Raw genomic sequence first — 16,123 nt, 5'->3', positions numbered from 1 at the left:
ATTCCCCCTTCGGCCAGCTGTGATTCGGCCTCAGTGTAGAGGTCACAGCCGACATGTCGTACAGTTCGACCAGCATTCTGCTGCCCGGACCGAGGGTTCGCAAGCTCGCCCCCGGCCCGCCGAGTCGTGGAATCACGAGGTAGAAGACCGAGTTGGGGGAAGCTTGACGCACGCGCGACTTGACCACATCGACGAAGAATCCTCGCGCGGGATCGTCCGCGCCCCCGACCTCGCCCGGGTGACGATTCTGGCCAAGCACACTCAGGTCGACATGGCCATTCCGGTCGACGTGCCGGTCGCGCTGGTGATTCCGAGCGTGGTCGACATGGTCGCCCAGCACAGCCGCTCCAACGACTTCGACAACGAGGGTGAGCGTTACGAGCCCGCGGAGTGGGTGCTCGCCCGGATCGGCCATCCGCCGTTCTCCAACTCGCTCAGCCTCGGCGAGCACGGCGTCCGCGACGGCGAACTGCTGATGCTGGAGAGTGCTTCGCACACCGCGCCGACACCGCTGTTCGACGACATCATGTACAACGTCGCGATCGCCGACGCCGACCATTACCGCAGCTGGACCCCTCGGGTCGCGCGGATCACCGGCTCGGTGCTCGCGGCGCTCACCATGATCGTCGGCTGTCTCGGGCTGCTGCTGTCCCCCGGCTCGCTGCCGATCGGGGTCGGCGGTTCGATCGCGCTGGTGGTCGCGATCCTGCTCGTCGTCAGCGCGATGGTGCTGAGCAGGGTGTACGGCGACAACGGCACCGCGCTGGTGCTCGGCGGCTGCGCGCTGCCCGCTGCGTTCAGCGCGGGAATGCTCTACGTGCCGGACGATTACGGCTGGGCGCACATCCTGCTCGGATCGGTCCTGGCCGGGGCGACGGCGATTCTGGCGTGGCGGGTCACCGGCGTCGGGCTCGCGTTGTTCATCGGCGGGGCCGCGCTCGCCGCCTACGCGGTGCCCGCGGCGCTGGTCGGCCTGCTCACCGACCAGCCGGAGCGGGCGATCGGCGCCGGCGCGGCGGCGCTCGGGCTCGGCGGCCTGTCCCTGGCCCCGCGAGTATCCATGCTGCTGGCGAAATTGCCGCTGCCACCGGTGCCTTCGCCGGGCACCCCCATCGATCCGACCGAGGACGACCCGGACGATCATCGCGCGCTGCCGACCATGGAGGTGCTGCGGGTGAAGTCGGAACGCGCCCGCATGTACCTCGCGGGCCTGGTCGCGGCGACCACGCTGGTCACCGTCGTCGGCGCCCTCGGCGCCACCGACCCGGCGTCCGACGACCCGTACTGGCCGGGCATCGCGCTCGCCCTGGTCTGCGCCGTGGTGCTGATGTTCCGCAGCCGCACCTACGCGGGCGCGGAACAGGCCGTCGTGCTCATCTCCGGTGGCGCGGGCATCGTACTGATCATGTTGGTCGGCGCGGGTTTCGCGATGCACCAGCCGCTGGCCGTGTTCGGCGCGGCGATGGTGGTCCTGATCGCGGCGCTCATCCTCGGCATCATCATCCCGAACCAGTCGGCCACCCCACCGATGCGCCGCGGCGTCGAACTGCTCGAGTACACGTTCGTCGCCGCGGTCCTGCCATTGGTCTTCTGGGTAGCGGACCTCTACGCCATCGTTCGCGGGCTGTGAGCTCGGAGCGATGAGTTCGAAACAGCGGATCGACAGTTGTTTCCGAGCGGTTCGGTTGAGCACGGCGGTCTGCGTGTTGGCGCTCAGCGTCTCCGTCGGGCTCGGAGCAACCATGGGAATCCCTCCTGCGCAAGCGGAGAAGCCCACCGTGAGCCCGAACACGCCACCGCCGCCGGGCGAGCCGGCCGCTCCACCGGACAAGACCGAGCGGGCGTCCAACACTCCGTGCGTCAGTACCGGCTCGGGAGGCAACGGGCCCTCGACCCCGGACGCACAACGCTCCCTCGACCTTCAGCATGCCAGGCGATTCTCCAAGGGCGCAGGCCAACTCGTGGCCGTCATCGACACCGGTGTGGCGCGTCATCCGCGTCTGCCAGGGGTGATCGCGGGCGGCGACTATGTGAGCAATAGTGACGGAACCGAGGACTGCGACGCGCATGGGACGTTGGTCGCGGGGCTGATCGCGGCGACAGAGGTCGACGGTCAGGGCTTCTCCGGGGTCGCCCCCGAGGCGCGAATCCTCACTATCCGCCAGACCAGCAAGCTGTATCAGAAGGAGGGAGCAAATCGGGACAAAGGGCCCGATGCGCTACCCCAGGGATACGGCACCACTCGCACCATGGCGTCGGCGATCCGCCGCGCGGCGGACATGGGAGCTACCGTCATCAATATCTCCGAAGTCGCGTGCAGGCCGACTTCTGCGCCTTTCGAAGATACCGAGCTGGGTGCCGCGGTCCGGTACGCCGCGATCGAGAAGGACGTGGTCGTGGTGGTCGCAGCAGGCAACCTCGATGAGAGTACGGACTGCAAGGGCACCAATCCGGTGATCGACCCGCTCGACCCAGCGGCCGACCCGTGGAGCAAGGTGAACCTGAACGTATCACCGGCCCGCTATGACGATTATGTGCTCTCTGTCGGTTCCATCAACGGAAACGGCCAACCGTCTACGTTCACCGTGCCCGGGCCATGGCTCGGCGTGGCGGCTCCCGGCGAGAACATCACTTCCCTCGATCCACTCTTCAATGACCCGAACAGCAAAGGAACCGCGGTCCAACTCGGCAGCGTCCAACAATCGGGAAAGCTCGGGCCGATTCAGGGCACCAGTTTCGCCACCCCGCTGGTTTCAGGGATAGCCGCCCTGGTGCGAGCCCGTTTCCCGGAGCTGAGTGCCCTGGAGGTCATCAAGCGCATCGAGGCCACCGCCCATGCCCCGGCGGAGGGGTGGAACCCTTACATCGGTTACGGTGCCGTCGATCCGATCGCCGCCCTGACCGCCGAAGTGCCGAAAACGCTGCCGCCCAAGCGACCCTCGGCAGCCGCGAGGGTGCAATTGCAGGTTCCGTCACCGGCCCCACCACCCGACAATCGGGCGCGAAACGTAGCGCTGATCGGCAGCGGCAGCGTCGCGATACTACTGGTGTTGGGCATGCTCGCCTCGTTCCCGATCCGCCGCAGATTCGGCGTCCGCGAGGACCAGTGAGAAAGACTCGATAACCGCACGATGAAACAATTGTGGCCCGTCGAACGACGGGCCGCAATTATCAGGTTTCCACCATGGTCATACATTCCTTGTAGGTCATGCCGTGTTTGGTACGCATCGGTTCAGCGGTTGCAGTTGCGGCAGTCGACGCGGCGACGGCGCCGACCACGAATGCGGCAGTGATAGCGATCGCCAGTTTGTATGCGACGTGTTTCATTCCAGTGAATCCCTCCCTTCCTGCGGCGAGACTCCCTCTCGCCGGACCGGGGAGTACCGGAAGCGACTTCAATAGCAAACTCTGGCGCGCCCGAACTCAATTCGTATTTTTTGACGAGCTCTTTCGCCGGGTTGGCGTCCGGCGCGACGCCGTCGTGAGCCACCATCGCGTCTTGACGGCTGAGGGTCGGCCCGGAGGCAAGCAGGCGGAGGATCGGCCATGGAGCCGGTTCCGGCTGCTTCACACCCGAATCCGAACTCATGCCAAGAGCTTTGACCGCCTCGGCATCCTTGATGCCGTAGCGGACGCCGGTATCGGCGACGTAGAACATGCTGTCCTTGCGCTGACTATCCGGCTCGATGCCGGTGCCCTGAACGAAGGCGCCGGAACCTGGCTTGAAGTAGACCGAGTCCACGTTGGGGCCGTCACCGTCGGCTTGGGCCAGCGGCACCAGGCGAGCGTCCTCCCGCATCGGCAGACTCACGCCGGTGATCAGCGAAAGCTCGGCATGATTGCCACCACCGCCCTCCGCGGCAGCGATCGGCTTCCACGACAGACAGCTGACCGGCCGATCCTTGATCTGCACGAGCGCGGGCGCGGTGGCCGGATAGTCCTTCACCGGCAGCGTCGTCGATATGGGCGAATAGGTCTTCTCATACGGGACGATCGTCGGATTGCGGCCCGCCGCCGGGTCGGAGTTGAGAATGATGTTGGCGGTCAGCTGCGAGATTTCCTGCCTGCCATCGTGCAGCACCACGAAATACTGCTTCGTCGCGGCATCTTGCACCACCTCGCCGATCCGATGATCACCGATGGTGTATGTCGGCTGCGCGCCTCGATCGTCGATGTGCGGCACTTCGATTCGCTGCACCTCGGGTATCGCATTGAGCAAGCCTTCGCTGATCGGCCGTGGTGCCACATTACGAATGCCCAGCGCCTCGGTCACCGCGTTGTTGTTCATGTCGACGCGGGCGCGCTTGTTGTCGTAAACGAGGTAGGTGGCGTCCTTGCCCTTGACGAGCAGAGCGTTACCCGACTCCATTGCGGAAGCCTTGGCGCCGAGTTCCAGGTCCCCGATGAGCACCGAAGTGGTTGCCTTGTTGGTGCCGTCGAGCTGCAGGGTGTCGCACACCGTCCACGCGCGCCCCTTCCCCTCCTTGTCGAAGGGCAGCGAGCCTGGAGCGCCCGGGATGCCGATCAATTGGCCGCGCGGCTTCTTCCCGAGTTCGGAGTCCTTTACGGTGGCCGGCTTGGCGGCTTCGCCTGCGGCCAGGCGGGCGGAGGCGAGGTTGAGGGCCGGGTGCACCACGTCGTCGATTCGCACGTAGACCGCGCCGGAGTCCTTGCCGATCAGGATCTTGGCGTCACCGATCTTGTCCTGCGGGCGCAGCAACGCGAGCACGCCGCATCCGGCCAGTGCGACACACGCCAGGATCAGACCGGCCGCGTACGCGCGGGACTGGGAACGCATGGGGTCGTGCAGCATTCGCACATCCCTGCGCACCAAGGCGTGCTCCATCCGCCGGACCAGAAAGCGGTAACCGCTGACCTGCCAGCGAGTGGTGGGTTTCGAAGCCATTATTCCTCCCCCGAACAGTGCTCGCGTTCGCCGAACACAGTACAGTTCCCGGGGACTGTTGTTCAGCTCGGCCGCGGCGAACCGGCCGATTTCGGGTACTTGGGGGACGACGATGGCGGAACCGGCCGGTGCGGGACCACGACCGCTTTTCGGACGCGTCTCGATGCGGAACCTGCTGATCGCCCAGATCATCGGGCTGATCGCCGCGGTCGTCGCACTGTTCGCCGGTTTGCCGGGGCTTCCCACGCTCGGCGTGGCGGTGGTCGTCGCGCTGATTCCGCTGATCCCGGTCGCCGGACGCACTGTGCTGGACTGGATCGCGACCTGGTGGCGCTATCTCACGCATCGGGACTACGAACTCGGCGACACCGTCGATTTCCGCGGCACCGATGGTCGCTCGCTCGGCCTGTACTGGGACGGCAGCCGCGTGGTGACGGTGGTCGAGGTACTGCCTCCCCCCGGCGGGCTGACCAGGATCGCCCGCACCACGGTGCACGCATCGCACCTGCTTCCGCTGGCGGAGCTGGCGAAATGCCTGAACCAGCACGACATCCTGCTCAGCGGCATCGACATCATCAGCCACGGGCATCGCAGCCGCTCCGGCACGCCCGCGGGCAAGATCTACGAATCGCTGCTCGGCCCGCTGCCCGCCACCGCGCACCGCACCGTGTGGCTGGCGATCGGTTTCGACGCGGTGGCCTGCCCGGAGGCCGCCGACCGGCGCGGCGGCGGAGCCGAAGGCGCGTCGCGCGCGGTCACCATCGCCACCCAGCGCATCATGCGCACGCTCGAGGACGCCGATTGCAACGCGCGCATCCTCACCGCGCCCGAGATCCGCAAGGCGGTCCTGCAGATCACCGGCGGCTACGATCCGCGCACGCTCGAACACGGCTGGCGCTACGCGGAAATCGGCAACAGCGTGAACATCGGCAGCGCGTTGGATCCCAAGCGACTCGAATCAGACGTGCTCGCCCAGCTCTGGGTGGCCCCATCACGCGGCACGACGGTGGCGGTTCGGCTGCGCCCCGGCAGTTCCGCCGACTCGGTGAGCATCGGCGCCGCCTGGCGACTGACCGCACGCGAACTGCCCGAACGCTCCGAGCTGCCGGGCATGATCTCGATGAACGGACGCCACCGCGACGGGCTGCTGGCCCATCTGCCGCTCGCGGTTCCCGGCGTGGACGACACCATTCCGATGATCGAGCACCTGATCGACATCGTCGACGATCTGCACCTGCCCTCCTCCGGCTGCGGCCAGCTGATCGGGTCCGATGACGAAGGCAACGGCGTGGCGGCTCGCATCGTCGGCGCGGGCATCTCCACGGTGTATGTCGCCGGCGAGCTGTACCTGGCGCAGCAGCTGGTTTTCCGGGCGCTCGCGGTCGGCGAACGGATCCTCATCCGCACCGACCGGGCACGGGCCTGGGAGAACCTGGTCACCACGATCGGCAATCCGGAGCGCCTGACCATCGCGATCGAAACCCACCAGTCCGACGCGGGATTCACCGCCACGGTGGTGGACGGGGTACTCGCGCCTGCCCCGCACGCGGGCGTCACCACCATCTACGTCACGGGCGATCCGATGGGCTGGCCCGCCGCCCGCCCCGACCTCGCCATCCACCAGCCCGGCGCGATCGGCAACCACGTGGTGCTGCGCACCGGCACGGCACAGGTCGACCTGACACTGGTGTCCATCCCGAGCGAGGCGACCTACATCGGTCAGCCGCGCGGTCGGCGCGCGATGCAGCCGCAGTAAACCAGCGCGACAGCGCTAACCGGGGTACGGGTCCGCCGTGCGCGCTGCTCGCAAAGTACGTGCCCACCAGGCCAATTGACGCAACATTCGTTCCGCGGCGTCGATGGCGGCCCCGTCGCGGGTGTCACCTGTCTCGTCGAACCGCTTCTTGGCCTGGTGGAAACTGACCGTCTCGCGGACCGACACCATATGGATCTCGGCCACCACTTGCCGCAACTGCTCCACCGCACGCAAGCCACCGGAAAGGCCGCCGTAGGAGACGAAAGCGATGGGCTTCGCGCGCCACTCGTGCTTCGCGGTGTCGAACGCCGTCTTCAGCGACGCCGGATAACCGTGGTTGTACTCCGAAGTGACGACGACGAACGCGTCCGCGTCCCGTAATCGCGCGCGGTAGGCCGCGGTCTCCTCGTTGTCGGTGAGTTCGACCGGCAACGGCGTATGCGCGAGATCGATCACGCCGGTATCGAATTCGGGACGGGCGCGCACGGTACGTAGAAACCAGTCCGCGACCACCGGCGCGAACCGCTCCGGACGCACACTGGCCACGATGACCTCGAGCCGCAACGGGGTATCCACCGCGCGAGCCTAACTCGGGCCCCGCACGTCACCACGTACCGGCGCGCTCCAGAGGACTTCCACCCGCTCGATCCCTTCGGGTGGTCGTGCTTCCGGTCCGTGGTCGAACAGCAGGTCCACTCCGGTCACCTGGTGTCCCCCGGCGAGCAGCGCATGGCGCAGGTGCCCGCCGAGGAACCCCGCTGCCCCGGTGACCAGCGCCCGGATCGGACTCAGGGCAATTCGAACGGCAGCGACACGTCCGCGTGGACACGGCATCGGTCGCAGGTGTCGCTGCTGTCCACCGCGGCCACCGCGCGACGGACGAGCTCCTTGAAGGGCACGAGGTTTCGCTTGAACTCGGCGAAGACGTCGACGGCGCGCACTCCCTCGCCCTCCTCCAGACCGGCGTCCAGATCGGTGACGAGGGCGACGGCGGCGTAGCACATCTCGAGTTCGCGGGCGAGCACCGCCTCCGGGTGGCCGGTCATGTTCACCAGCTCCCAGCCCTGGGCGGCGAACCACCGGCTCTCGGCGCGGGTGGAGAAGCGCGGTCCCTCGACCACGACCATCGTGGCCGCGTGCATCATGTGCAGTTCGTCGGACGCGGCCTTGATGGCCGCGGCCCGCAGTTCCTCGCAGTACGGGTCGGCGAAGGACACGTGGATGCCGCCGCCGTCGAAGTAGGTCTGCGGACGACCGGAGGTCCGGTCGACCAGCTGATCGGGCACCGCGACCGTGCCGGAGCCCCAGTCCGCCCGCAGGCTGCCGACGGCACAAGGCGCGAAAATACGGCGCACGCCCAGCGAACGCAGGGCCCACAGGTTGGCCCGGTAGGGCAAGGTGTGCGGCGCGAATTCGTGGTTCTTGCCGTGGCGCGGCAGGAACGCCACCGGCCGCCCCTCCACCTCTCCGACGGCGATGCCCGCGCTCGGTGCACCATAGGGGGTGTCGACCTCGACGATGGTCGCCTCGTTGTCGAAGAAATCGTAGAAGCCGCTGCCGCCGATGACGGCGAGCGCGGGCCGGGGGTGCGAACTCATACCTCAATTGTCTCGTCCCAGGGTGGCCGTCGCGCGCCGGGATCCGCGTTACCCTGCTTTCCGGCGGAACACGGACCGTTCCGACCGAGCGGGGTCTGCCGCACCAGGTGGCCCGACCTGACAAGATGCCCCCGGAGCTGTACCCTAGGGGGGTATTGATCCAGTTCCGGCGACCGGCAGGCAGCGAGGAGATATCGGTGGCAGCTTCCCCCCACGACCCCACGGCGGCCGACCACGCCGCGCACGGCTACATCACCGCCAAGGACGACTACCTCAAGCGGCTGCGGCGCATCGAGGGTCAAGCGCGCGGTCTGCAGCGGATGGTCGAGGAGGAGAAGTACTGCATCGACATCCTCACTCAGGTGTCCGCTATGACCAAAGCCCTGCAAGCGGTCGCGATGGGCCTGCTGGAGGATCACATCAGCCACTGCGTCGTGGACGCGGCCGTCGCGGGTGGCCCGGAGGCCGAGGCCAAGATCAAGGAAGCGACCGACGCCATCGCCCGCTTGGTCAGGTCCTGACGGAACTATCCGTGCCAGCGGCGATAGACCGCGGCAGCTCCCGGGTGCAGCGGGATCGGGCCGGTGCTGATCAGCGACCGGCCGTCGAGGAATTGGGTGCCCGCCGCCTCGGTGGGCACCAGCGCGTCGGCGTGCCACACCAGTAGTTCGACGATGGCCGCGGCCACCTCCTCCGACATACTGCCCGCGGCCAGCAAGAGATTCGCCACCCCGATGGTGTGCACCGAGACCCCGCCCGGATAGGCATCCGCGGGGATCGCCACCCGGTCGTATACCGGCCCGAACCGGTCCCGCATCGGCGCGGCCAGTTCGCCCATGTCCACGAGCCGCATCCGGCTCGGCACCGCGAGCCGTGCCGTCGGCACGCCGCCCGCCCACAACAGCGCGTCCGCGTCGCCCGCGGTCAGGGCGGCCACCGCCTGCGCCAAGGGGCGATGGGCGATCGCCACGTCGGCGCTCGGGTCGAGCCCCGCGACGCGCAATATCCGTTCGCCGGTCAAGGCCGCGCCCGATCCCTCCGCGCCCAGACTCACCCGCGTTCCACGCAGATCCGCGACCGAACCGATCGGGCTGTCCGCGCGCACGACCAACTGTAGGTAGTTCTCGTAGACCCGGCCCAGCGCGAACACCTGATCGGCGCTGTCGCGCACCGAATCCGCGAGCGCGAGCGCGGCATCGACCTCACCGCGCGCCAGCAACGCCAGATTGTCCTGCGAACCCGATGTGGTGACCCGCTCGATCCGCACCTCCCCGACGTCCTCGGCGGCCAGGCCGAGCAACCCCGCGAAGGCGTGATAGAAGCCGCCGACCTCGCCGGACGCCAGCCGCGCAGTGGCGCCCCGGCCGCCTCGCCCGCAACCCGCGAGACCCGCCGCGACGGCCAACGCGAGGAAGCCGCGCCGCCCCACGCCGCGCCGGACGATCGGTTCCCGGCCGGTCATCGGGCCTCCGCCTCGGGCAGGCGCACCGAGACCGCCAGACCATGCGGACGCACCGCGGCCACGGTGAGCACGCCGCCGCGCGCCTGCGCCAATGCGGCGGCGATCGGCAGGCCCAGCCCGGAGCCACCGGCCCCCGCGGCCGAGCCGCGGAAGAAACGGGTGGTCAGCTTGTCGAGCTCAGCGGGAGGAACGCCGCTGCCGTCGTCGCGGACGGTCACCGTGACCCAGCCCGGCTCGGTCGCGACGACCAGATCGATGTGCGCGCCCGCGCCCGCATAGCGTGTCGCGTTGCTCAGCGGTACGTCGAGCATCTGCGCGAGAACGTCGGCCGGGACCGCGACGTCGGCGTGCCCGGCCACGGCCGCCACGCGCAATTGCTGTCCGGCCGCCTCGAATGCCGAGCACCAGGCGTCGAATCGGTCGGCGATCACTTGCACGGCGTCGCACTGGTCGTCGCCCTCGGCCGTGTGGGCGACGTCGAATGCCGCCGGGGTCTCGGCGACGGCCAGGCTGAGCAGGCCGTCGAGCAACGCGGTGAGCCGCTCGACCTCGGCGGCCGCGTTGTGGAAGATGCTCGCCGCGCTCGCCGGGATCGCTGGTTCCAGGGAATCGAGGCGGATGGTCAGGGCGGCCAGTGGATTGCGCATCGCGTGTGCGGTGTCGGCGACCAGCTGGCGCTGCGCGTCCGCCGAATCGGCCACGGCCAGCGCCATCGCGTCGAACGACTCCGCCAGCGCCCGCATCTCCGGCGGCCCGCCGTAGCGGCCCGCGATCGATACCGGCGCGACGGTGTCGGCACGCGGCTTGGGCAGCGTCGCGGTCAACTCCGCCACACCGTGCGACAGCGCCGCGAGCGGCCGCAGCACCCAGCGGCCGATCGTCACCGCCAGCACCACGAACAGGGCCATCGCGATCACGCCGCCGAGCACGATCACCGCCCAGTCCCGCGCGATGTCACCGCGGGCGCGGGCCGTCGACGCCTCGATCACCACGGCCCCGTTCACCTGCACGCCGGTGCCGACCGGACGCGCGACCAGCATGCTCGGCGCACCCCACGGCGTCAGCTTGTCCACCGCGTGCGGACGCTGATTGCGGCGCGCCGCCGCCACCGCCGCGACGATGCCGGGATCGTCCATGTCCGCGCCCGCGTTCACAGTCGGCGCGCCCCTGGCGTCGACCACGAGCACGTTCTCGCCGTACAGCTCGTGATAGCGCAGCACCTCGTCGGCCAGCGCACGGCTGTCCCCCGCGGTGACCGCGTTGTCGGCGAGGGTGGCGAAGCGGTCGGCGTCCCCCGAGCGCGCGAGTACCAGCTGCTGGGTGCGGCTGGTGGCGATCGTCAGCGACAGCGGGACCGCGAACGCCAGCACCGCGATGGCCGCGAACAGTGTCAGCGCGACCAGCAAGCGACGCCGCATGGCACACCTCCGGACCCCCGGACCGCGCTCACTGCCCCCACCGGTACCCGTACCCGCGGATGGTGGTGATCAGGCCGGGCCGGTTGAGTTTCGCCCGCAAGCCGGTCATGTGCACGTCCAGCGAACGCGAGACCGCGACGAAGGCGTCACCCCAGATGCGGTCCATCAACTGCTGACGGCTCACCGCGGCCCCCGGCCGTTCCACCAGCGCCTCGACCAGCTCGAATTCCTTCTGTGTCAGCGACACCGGCTCCCCGGCCACCTCGACGACGCGGGCGCCGAGATCGACTCGCACGTCACCGGTGACGATCACCGACTGCGCCTGTCGCGCCGCCGCGGCCGCCCGCCTGGTGACCGTCTCCAGCCGGGCGACGAGTTCCGCGATGCGCGGCGGCTTCACCAGATAGTCGTCGGCGCCACCGCGCAAGCCCCGCACGATCGAGCGTTCGTCGCTGCGCGCGGTCAGGATCAGCACGGGAACCGAACTCACCTCGCGCAGTCGCCGCAGCACCTGCAGCCCGTCGCCGTCGGGCAGTCCGAGGTCGAGGATCACCGCGTCGTAGTCGCGGTGCGCGATCAGCAGATCCGCGCCGCGGCGCTTGCGTTCGGCGCGGTAACCGCGGGCGTTGAGCGCCTCGACCAGCGCGTCTCCCACGCCGTCGTCGTCCTCGACCACCGCAAGCCGCACGCGCCGATCCTCCCACAGTGGGCGGACCGGCGCGTGTGCCGGTCGGTCAGTCACGCACGGTGACCATCGGCCGACCCGGCTCGGCCCCTGCGGCGCCGGACCCGGTGCCTGCGCTCGCGGTGGGCTCGGCCGCGTCGATCGCCGACGAGGCCGAGGTCTCACGCATGAAGTAGTAGGTGATCAGCGAGACGGCGATGCAGCCTGCGACATACCAGAAGTACAGCGACTCGTGGCCGCCCTTCTTCAGCGCGAGCGCGATCGTCTCGGCGGTGCCGCCGAAGATCGCGACGGTCAAGGCATAGGGCAGCCCTACGCCCAGCGCGCGGATCTTCGTCGGGAACAGCTCGGCCTTCACGATCGCGTTGATCGAGGTGTATCCCGTGATGATCACCAGCGCCGCCATCATCAGGCCCCACGCGGCGACCGGATTGGTGGTACGCGCGAGCACCGTCATGATCGGCACGGTCAGCAAGGTGCCCGCCACGCCGAAGAAGATGAGCAGCTTGCGTCGGCCGATCCGGTCCGACAGCGCACCCGCCAGCGGTTGCAGCACCACGAAGACCAGCAGCGCGATGAAGTTGATCCACGCCACGGTCGACTTGGAGATGCCGGAGGTGTTGATCATGAACTTCTGCATATAGGTCGTGTACGTGTAGAACGCGACCGTTCCGCCCAGCGTCAACCCGACGACCAGCAGACATTCTCGGGGGTACTGCAACAGGATCCGCAGGGAGCCGCGCGATTCCCGCACCTCGGCGGCCGTCGCCGCGTCGGTCGCGGTCTTCTTCGGCCGCTGTCCGGATTCGGCGCGGAACTGCTCGGACTCGTCCATGCCGCGCCGCAACCACATCACGATCAGCGCACCGGCGGCGCCGATCACGAACGGGATCCGCCAGCCCCAGGCGTTCATCTGGCCGGCGTCGAGGAACTGTTGCAGCACGATCTGCACTCCGAGCGCGACGAGCTGGCCTGCCACCAGGGTCACGTATTGGAAGCTCGAGTAGAATCCGCGCCTGCCCGCCGAGGCCACCTCGGACAGATACGTCGCGCTGGTGGCGTATTCACCGCCGACCGACAACCCCTGCAGCAGCCGGGCGATCAGCAACAGAGCCGGAGCGGCCAGGCCGATGGTCTGGTAACCCGGCGTCGCCGCGATCATCAGCGAACCGGCGGCCATCACGGTCACCGACAGGGTCAGGGCCGAGCGCCTGCCGAACCGGTCGGCGTACCGGCCCAGTGCCCACCCGCCGATCGGGCGCATCAGGAAGCCGACCGCGAACACGGCGGCGGTGGACAACAGTTGGGCGGTCGGATCGTCCTTGGGGAAGAACGTCTTCGCGAAGTACACGCTGAACGCGGCGTAGACATACCAGTCGTACCACTCGACGAGATTGCCGATGGATCCGCGCAGAACATTCGCGACCACCCGGCGCTCGCCGACGGGCTGTGTCGTAGTCACAACATCTCCTTCTCCGACGCCTCATCACGTCGTCGCAGATCAGTGTGTCGACAGTCACACGCGCGCGAAATGGCTCTCGAAGCTTCCTAACAGTCCCTTAGGACGATCGCCGGAAACAAAACCGGCCCCCGGTGCAGCGCCGGGGGCCGGAGACGAGACGGGCGGTCAGGACCCCGCGGTCAACAGCGCAGCAAAGGTGCGCAGCGCCGGGGGCCGAGACGACACAAGGTCAGGATCCTATGGCCAACAGCGCAGCAAAGGTGCGCAGCGCGGGGGCCGAGACGAGACCGGTGGTCAGGGTCGCTCGGTGAGCAGCGGAGCGAGGGTGCGCAGCGCCGGGAGGTAGTTGTCGCCGAGGATCTGCACCGCCACATGGTCGGCGCCGGCGTCGACGTGTTCGTACAGCTGCGCGGCGATCCGCTCCGGCGTGCCGTGCGCGATGACGGCGTCGAACAGCGCCTCGCTCGGCGGCACGGTGAGGTCGGCGTCGGTGAAACCGAATCGGCGCAGGTTCGACGCGTAGTTGGTCAGGCCGATGTAGAACTTGACGGTCTCGTCGGCGACCGCGTGCGCCGTGCGGGCGTCGTCGGTCAGCACCACCTTGTGCTCGGTCGCCAGCAACGCGTCCGGGCCGACGATCTCGCGGGCCTTCGCGGTGTGCGCCGCGGGCACGAAATACGGCAGCGCGCCCAGCGACCGCTCGGCGGCCAGCTTGAGCACGCGCGGGCCGAGTGCGGCCACCGCGCGACGTTCGGCGGGTACTCCCGCGGCGTCGAGGTCATCGAGATACTCGACCAGCGCGTCGTACGGCTTGCGGTACTCACCGGTGTGCTCCGGGTGTCCCGCACCGATGCCGAGCAGGAACCGGCCCGGGAAGCGGGCCTCGATCCGGTGGAACGAGTCGGCCACCTCCTTCGCGGGCGCCGCCCAGATGTTCACGATGCTGGTGGCGACGGTGATCGTTTCGGTCGCCTCCAGCAGCGGTTCGACCGTCGCCAGATCCGCCGGAGGTGAAGCCCCCAACCAGAGCGCGCCGTATCCGAGCCGCTCCAATTCTCGCGCGTCTTCCGGGCTGAACCCGTTGTACGCCCGCCACACTCCGAACCGTCCGAGACTGTCGAATGCCATGTCCGACCCAACACACGCCCGGAGGGCGCTATTCCGGCCGGGCCCGTCCGCTGCCGGGACGGCCCCGTCGAGTCGATGCCGTCCCGATTACCGAGGGCTACTGTGGCTATTGCACAGCTATCGGCGCCTGCCGCCTGGCCGACGCCACCACTAGGAGATGGAGGTGATTGCTGTGCTTCGATTCGATCCGTTCCACGACATCGACACCGTTGCCCGCCAACTGCTCGGTGAGACCGCCGGAACCGGTCGCGCCCCGCGATTCATGCCGATGGATCTGTTCAAAGCGGGAGATCACTACGTCCTGAACGCGGACCTGCCCGGCGTCGACCCCGGCTCGATCGACGTCAGCGTCGACAACGGCACGCTCACCTTGCGGGCGCAACGCACCGTGCCGAGCGAAGAAGGCGTCCAGTGGATCGCCTCGGAACGTTTCGCGGGCACTTTCATGCGCCAGGTCTCCCTCGGCGAGAATGTCGACGTCGACAACATCAGCGCGACCTACAACAACGGCGTGCTGTCGGTGACGATCCCCATCGCGGAGCGCGCGAAGCCGCGCCGCATCCAGATTTCCGGGGCGTCCCAAGAACCGAGGACCATCGAAGCGCAATCCGGCCGGTCCACACCGATGTCACCGGCGCAGCAGGAGCAGACTCAGCAATCCGCACAGTCGCAGCAGCAATACCCGCAGTCATCGAAGTGACCGCGTTCGCTACCCGCACCCGAGCACGGGTGCGGGTAGTGCGCGGACACTCTCACTCGCCGCAGCAGCCTCCGCCAGATACCGGAACCGACCGCATCTCCCGCGTCTGCGCGTTACGGACCGCGAGTTCCTCATCGGCCGGGTAGTCCACGCCTGTCAAGCTCAAACCATGTGCGGGAGCGACGGTGACCGAACTGGAGCGCTCGGTCTCCCGCAACAGATCGGCCACCCATTCCGGCGTCCGCCGCCCTTCGCCGACGGCGAGGACCGCACCGACCAGACTGCGGACCATCGACCAGCAGAACGCGTCCGCGCTGACGTAGGCGATCAGCAGGTCGCCATCGCGGACCCAGTCGAACCGCTGCAACTCCCGTACCGTCGTCGCACCCTCCCTGCGGCGGCAGAATGCGGCGAAGTCGTGCAGCCCGAGCAGTTTTCGCGAAGCCGCCCGCATCGCGTCGACATCGACGTCGGATCGGCAGGCGACCACGCTGCGGGCCTGTAGCGGCTCCGCGCCGTACGGCGCGGTGGTCAGCCGATAGGCGTAATGGCGGCGGATGGCGGAGAACCGGGCGTCGAACTCCGGTGCGGCCGGGCGCGCGTGCCTGATCCGCACGTCCTTCGGCAGGAAGCGCGCCATCCGGTGCACCAGTTTCGCCGCGTCCAGTTCACCGGCGGTGTCGAAATGCGCGACCTGCCCCTCGGCGTGCACGCCCGCATCCGTACGGCCCGCCACGGTCAGCTGGATCGGCTCGCGGAACACCTTGCTCAGCGCGTCCTCCAGCACCCCCTGGACGGTGCGCAGACCAGGCTGACGCGCCCAGCCGACGAAATCCGTGCCGTCGTAGGCGATGTCCAACCGGACCCGGGTACGTGGCACGTCGATACCGGACGCGCCCGGTGCGTCCTCGCCCGGTCGATCCGGCATCGATCCCACCGATTCCTCCACGGTCACATGATCCTCTGGTCGAAACGAACGAGCCCGCCGACCCAGTGCGGGTGGCGGGC

General features: G+C 68.6%; 14 protein-coding genes and 1 pseudogene. 5 read left to right on the top strand and 10 right to left on the bottom strand.

Going from position 1 to position 16,123, the window contains the following annotated elements; genetic code table 11:
• Window positions 1-163: 163 nt before the first annotated feature.
• Together eccD and mycP are read left to right on the top strand one after the other, a co-directional pair.
• Window positions 164-1,630 carry a type VII secretion integral membrane protein EccD gene (eccD, locus tag ACWEO7_RS14445; protein WP_452423626.1) on the top strand — a complete coding sequence of 489 codons (1,467 nt, stop codon included), beginning with the start codon at window positions 164-166 and terminating at the stop codon, window positions 1,628-1,630.
• A 10-nt stretch (window positions 1,631-1,640) separates the two neighbouring features.
• Window positions 1,641-3,110 (top strand): type VII secretion-associated serine protease mycosin, encoded by a 1,470-nt coding sequence (gene mycP, locus ACWEO7_RS14440; protein ID WP_452423624.1) that lies wholly within the window; start codon window positions 1,641-1,643, stop codon window positions 3,108-3,110.
• A 122-nt stretch (window positions 3,111-3,232) separates the two neighbouring features.
• On the opposite strand, the gene eccB is transcribed toward mycP, so the two are convergent.
• Window positions 3,233-4,906: a type VII secretion protein EccB gene (gene eccB, locus ACWEO7_RS14435; RefSeq protein WP_452423623.1), complete on the bottom strand. Its 1,674-nt coding sequence runs from the start codon at window positions 4,904-4,906 to the stop codon at window positions 3,233-3,235.
• A 112-nt stretch (window positions 4,907-5,018) separates the two neighbouring features.
• On the opposite strand from eccB, the gene eccE reads away from it, so the two are divergent.
• Window positions 5,019-6,662 carry a type VII secretion protein EccE gene (gene eccE / locus ACWEO7_RS14430; protein ID WP_452423621.1) on the top strand — a complete coding sequence of 548 codons (1,644 nt, stop codon included), beginning with the start codon at window positions 5,019-5,021 and terminating at the stop codon, window positions 6,660-6,662.
• A 15-nt stretch (window positions 6,663-6,677) separates the two neighbouring features.
• Here the strand turns inward: eccE and ACWEO7_RS14425 are convergent, their stop codons facing one another.
• From ACWEO7_RS14425 to ACWEO7_RS14415, 3 genes are read right to left on the bottom strand one after another with little or no spacing between them, the layout of a single operon-like run.
• The gene (locus ACWEO7_RS14425) at window positions 6,678-7,238 is read right to left on the bottom strand and encodes an NADPH-dependent FMN reductase (protein ID WP_450015071.1); all 561 of its coding nucleotides are present in this window, start codon (window positions 7,236-7,238) and stop codon (window positions 6,678-6,680) included.
• Window positions 7,239-7,247: 9 nt separating this feature from the next.
• On the bottom strand, window positions 7,248-7,496 hold the full coding sequence (locus ACWEO7_RS14420) for an NAD-dependent epimerase/dehydratase family protein (RefSeq protein ID WP_452423620.1): 249 nt from the start codon (window positions 7,494-7,496) through the stop codon (window positions 7,248-7,250).
• The gene (locus ACWEO7_RS14415) at window positions 7,451-8,260 is read right to left on the bottom strand and encodes an S-methyl-5'-thioadenosine phosphorylase (RefSeq protein WP_452423618.1); all 810 of its coding nucleotides are present in this window, start codon (window positions 8,258-8,260) and stop codon (window positions 7,451-7,453) included. The genes ACWEO7_RS14420 and ACWEO7_RS14415 overlap by 46 nt, the downstream gene beginning before the upstream one ends.
• Before the next feature lie 197 nt (window positions 8,261-8,457).
• Between ACWEO7_RS14415 and ACWEO7_RS14410 the strand changes: the two genes are divergently transcribed.
• Window positions 8,458-8,781, top strand: coding sequence for a metal-sensitive transcriptional regulator (locus ACWEO7_RS14410; RefSeq protein ID WP_450015069.1), 324 nt, complete (start codon window positions 8,458-8,460; stop codon window positions 8,779-8,781).
• Between the two features lie 5 nt (window positions 8,782-8,786).
• On the opposite strand, the gene ACWEO7_RS14405 is transcribed toward ACWEO7_RS14410, so the two are convergent.
• From ACWEO7_RS14405 to ACWEO7_RS14385, 5 genes are all read right to left on the bottom strand, one after another.
• Window positions 8,787-9,722 (bottom strand): TAXI family TRAP transporter solute-binding subunit, encoded by a 936-nt coding sequence (locus tag ACWEO7_RS14405; RefSeq protein WP_452423616.1) that lies wholly within the window; start codon window positions 9,720-9,722, stop codon window positions 8,787-8,789.
• Entirely contained in the window at window positions 9,719-11,140 is a 1,422-nt protein-coding gene (locus ACWEO7_RS14400) for a sensor histidine kinase (protein WP_452423614.1), read from the bottom strand. The genes ACWEO7_RS14405 and ACWEO7_RS14400 overlap by 4 nt, the downstream gene beginning before the upstream one ends.
• A 28-nt stretch (window positions 11,141-11,168) precedes the next feature.
• The gene (locus tag ACWEO7_RS14395; RefSeq protein WP_195084845.1) at window positions 11,169-11,828 is read right to left on the bottom strand and encodes a response regulator transcription factor; all 660 of its coding nucleotides are present in this window, start codon (window positions 11,826-11,828) and stop codon (window positions 11,169-11,171) included.
• Between the two features lie 46 nt (window positions 11,829-11,874).
• Window positions 11,875-13,287: an MFS transporter gene (locus tag ACWEO7_RS14390; protein ID WP_452423612.1), complete on the bottom strand. Its 1,413-nt coding sequence runs from the start codon at window positions 13,285-13,287 to the stop codon at window positions 11,875-11,877.
• Window positions 13,288-13,581: 294 nt separating this feature from the next.
• Window positions 13,582-14,415 carry an LLM class F420-dependent oxidoreductase gene (locus tag ACWEO7_RS14385; RefSeq protein ID WP_452423610.1) on the bottom strand — a complete coding sequence of 278 codons (834 nt, stop codon included), beginning with the start codon at window positions 14,413-14,415 and terminating at the stop codon, window positions 13,582-13,584.
• A gap of 172 nt (window positions 14,416-14,587) precedes the next feature.
• Here ACWEO7_RS14385 and ACWEO7_RS14380 point away from each other — a divergent pair.
• Window positions 14,588-15,025, top strand: a pseudogene (locus ACWEO7_RS14380) (Hsp20/alpha crystallin family protein); the annotation flags it as partial.
• 142 nt (window positions 15,026-15,167) lie between these two features.
• Here ACWEO7_RS14380 and truA read toward each other — a convergent pair.
• Entirely contained in the window at window positions 15,168-16,043 is an 876-nt protein-coding gene (gene truA / locus ACWEO7_RS14375; RefSeq protein WP_452423677.1) for a tRNA pseudouridine(38-40) synthase TruA, read from the bottom strand.
• Window positions 16,044-16,123: the final 80 nt, after the last annotated feature.

The organism is Nocardia sp. NPDC004260, from assembly GCF_053603155.1.
Note: the sequence above shows the minus strand (reverse complement) of the source record. Positions and strands in the feature narration are given on the sequence as shown.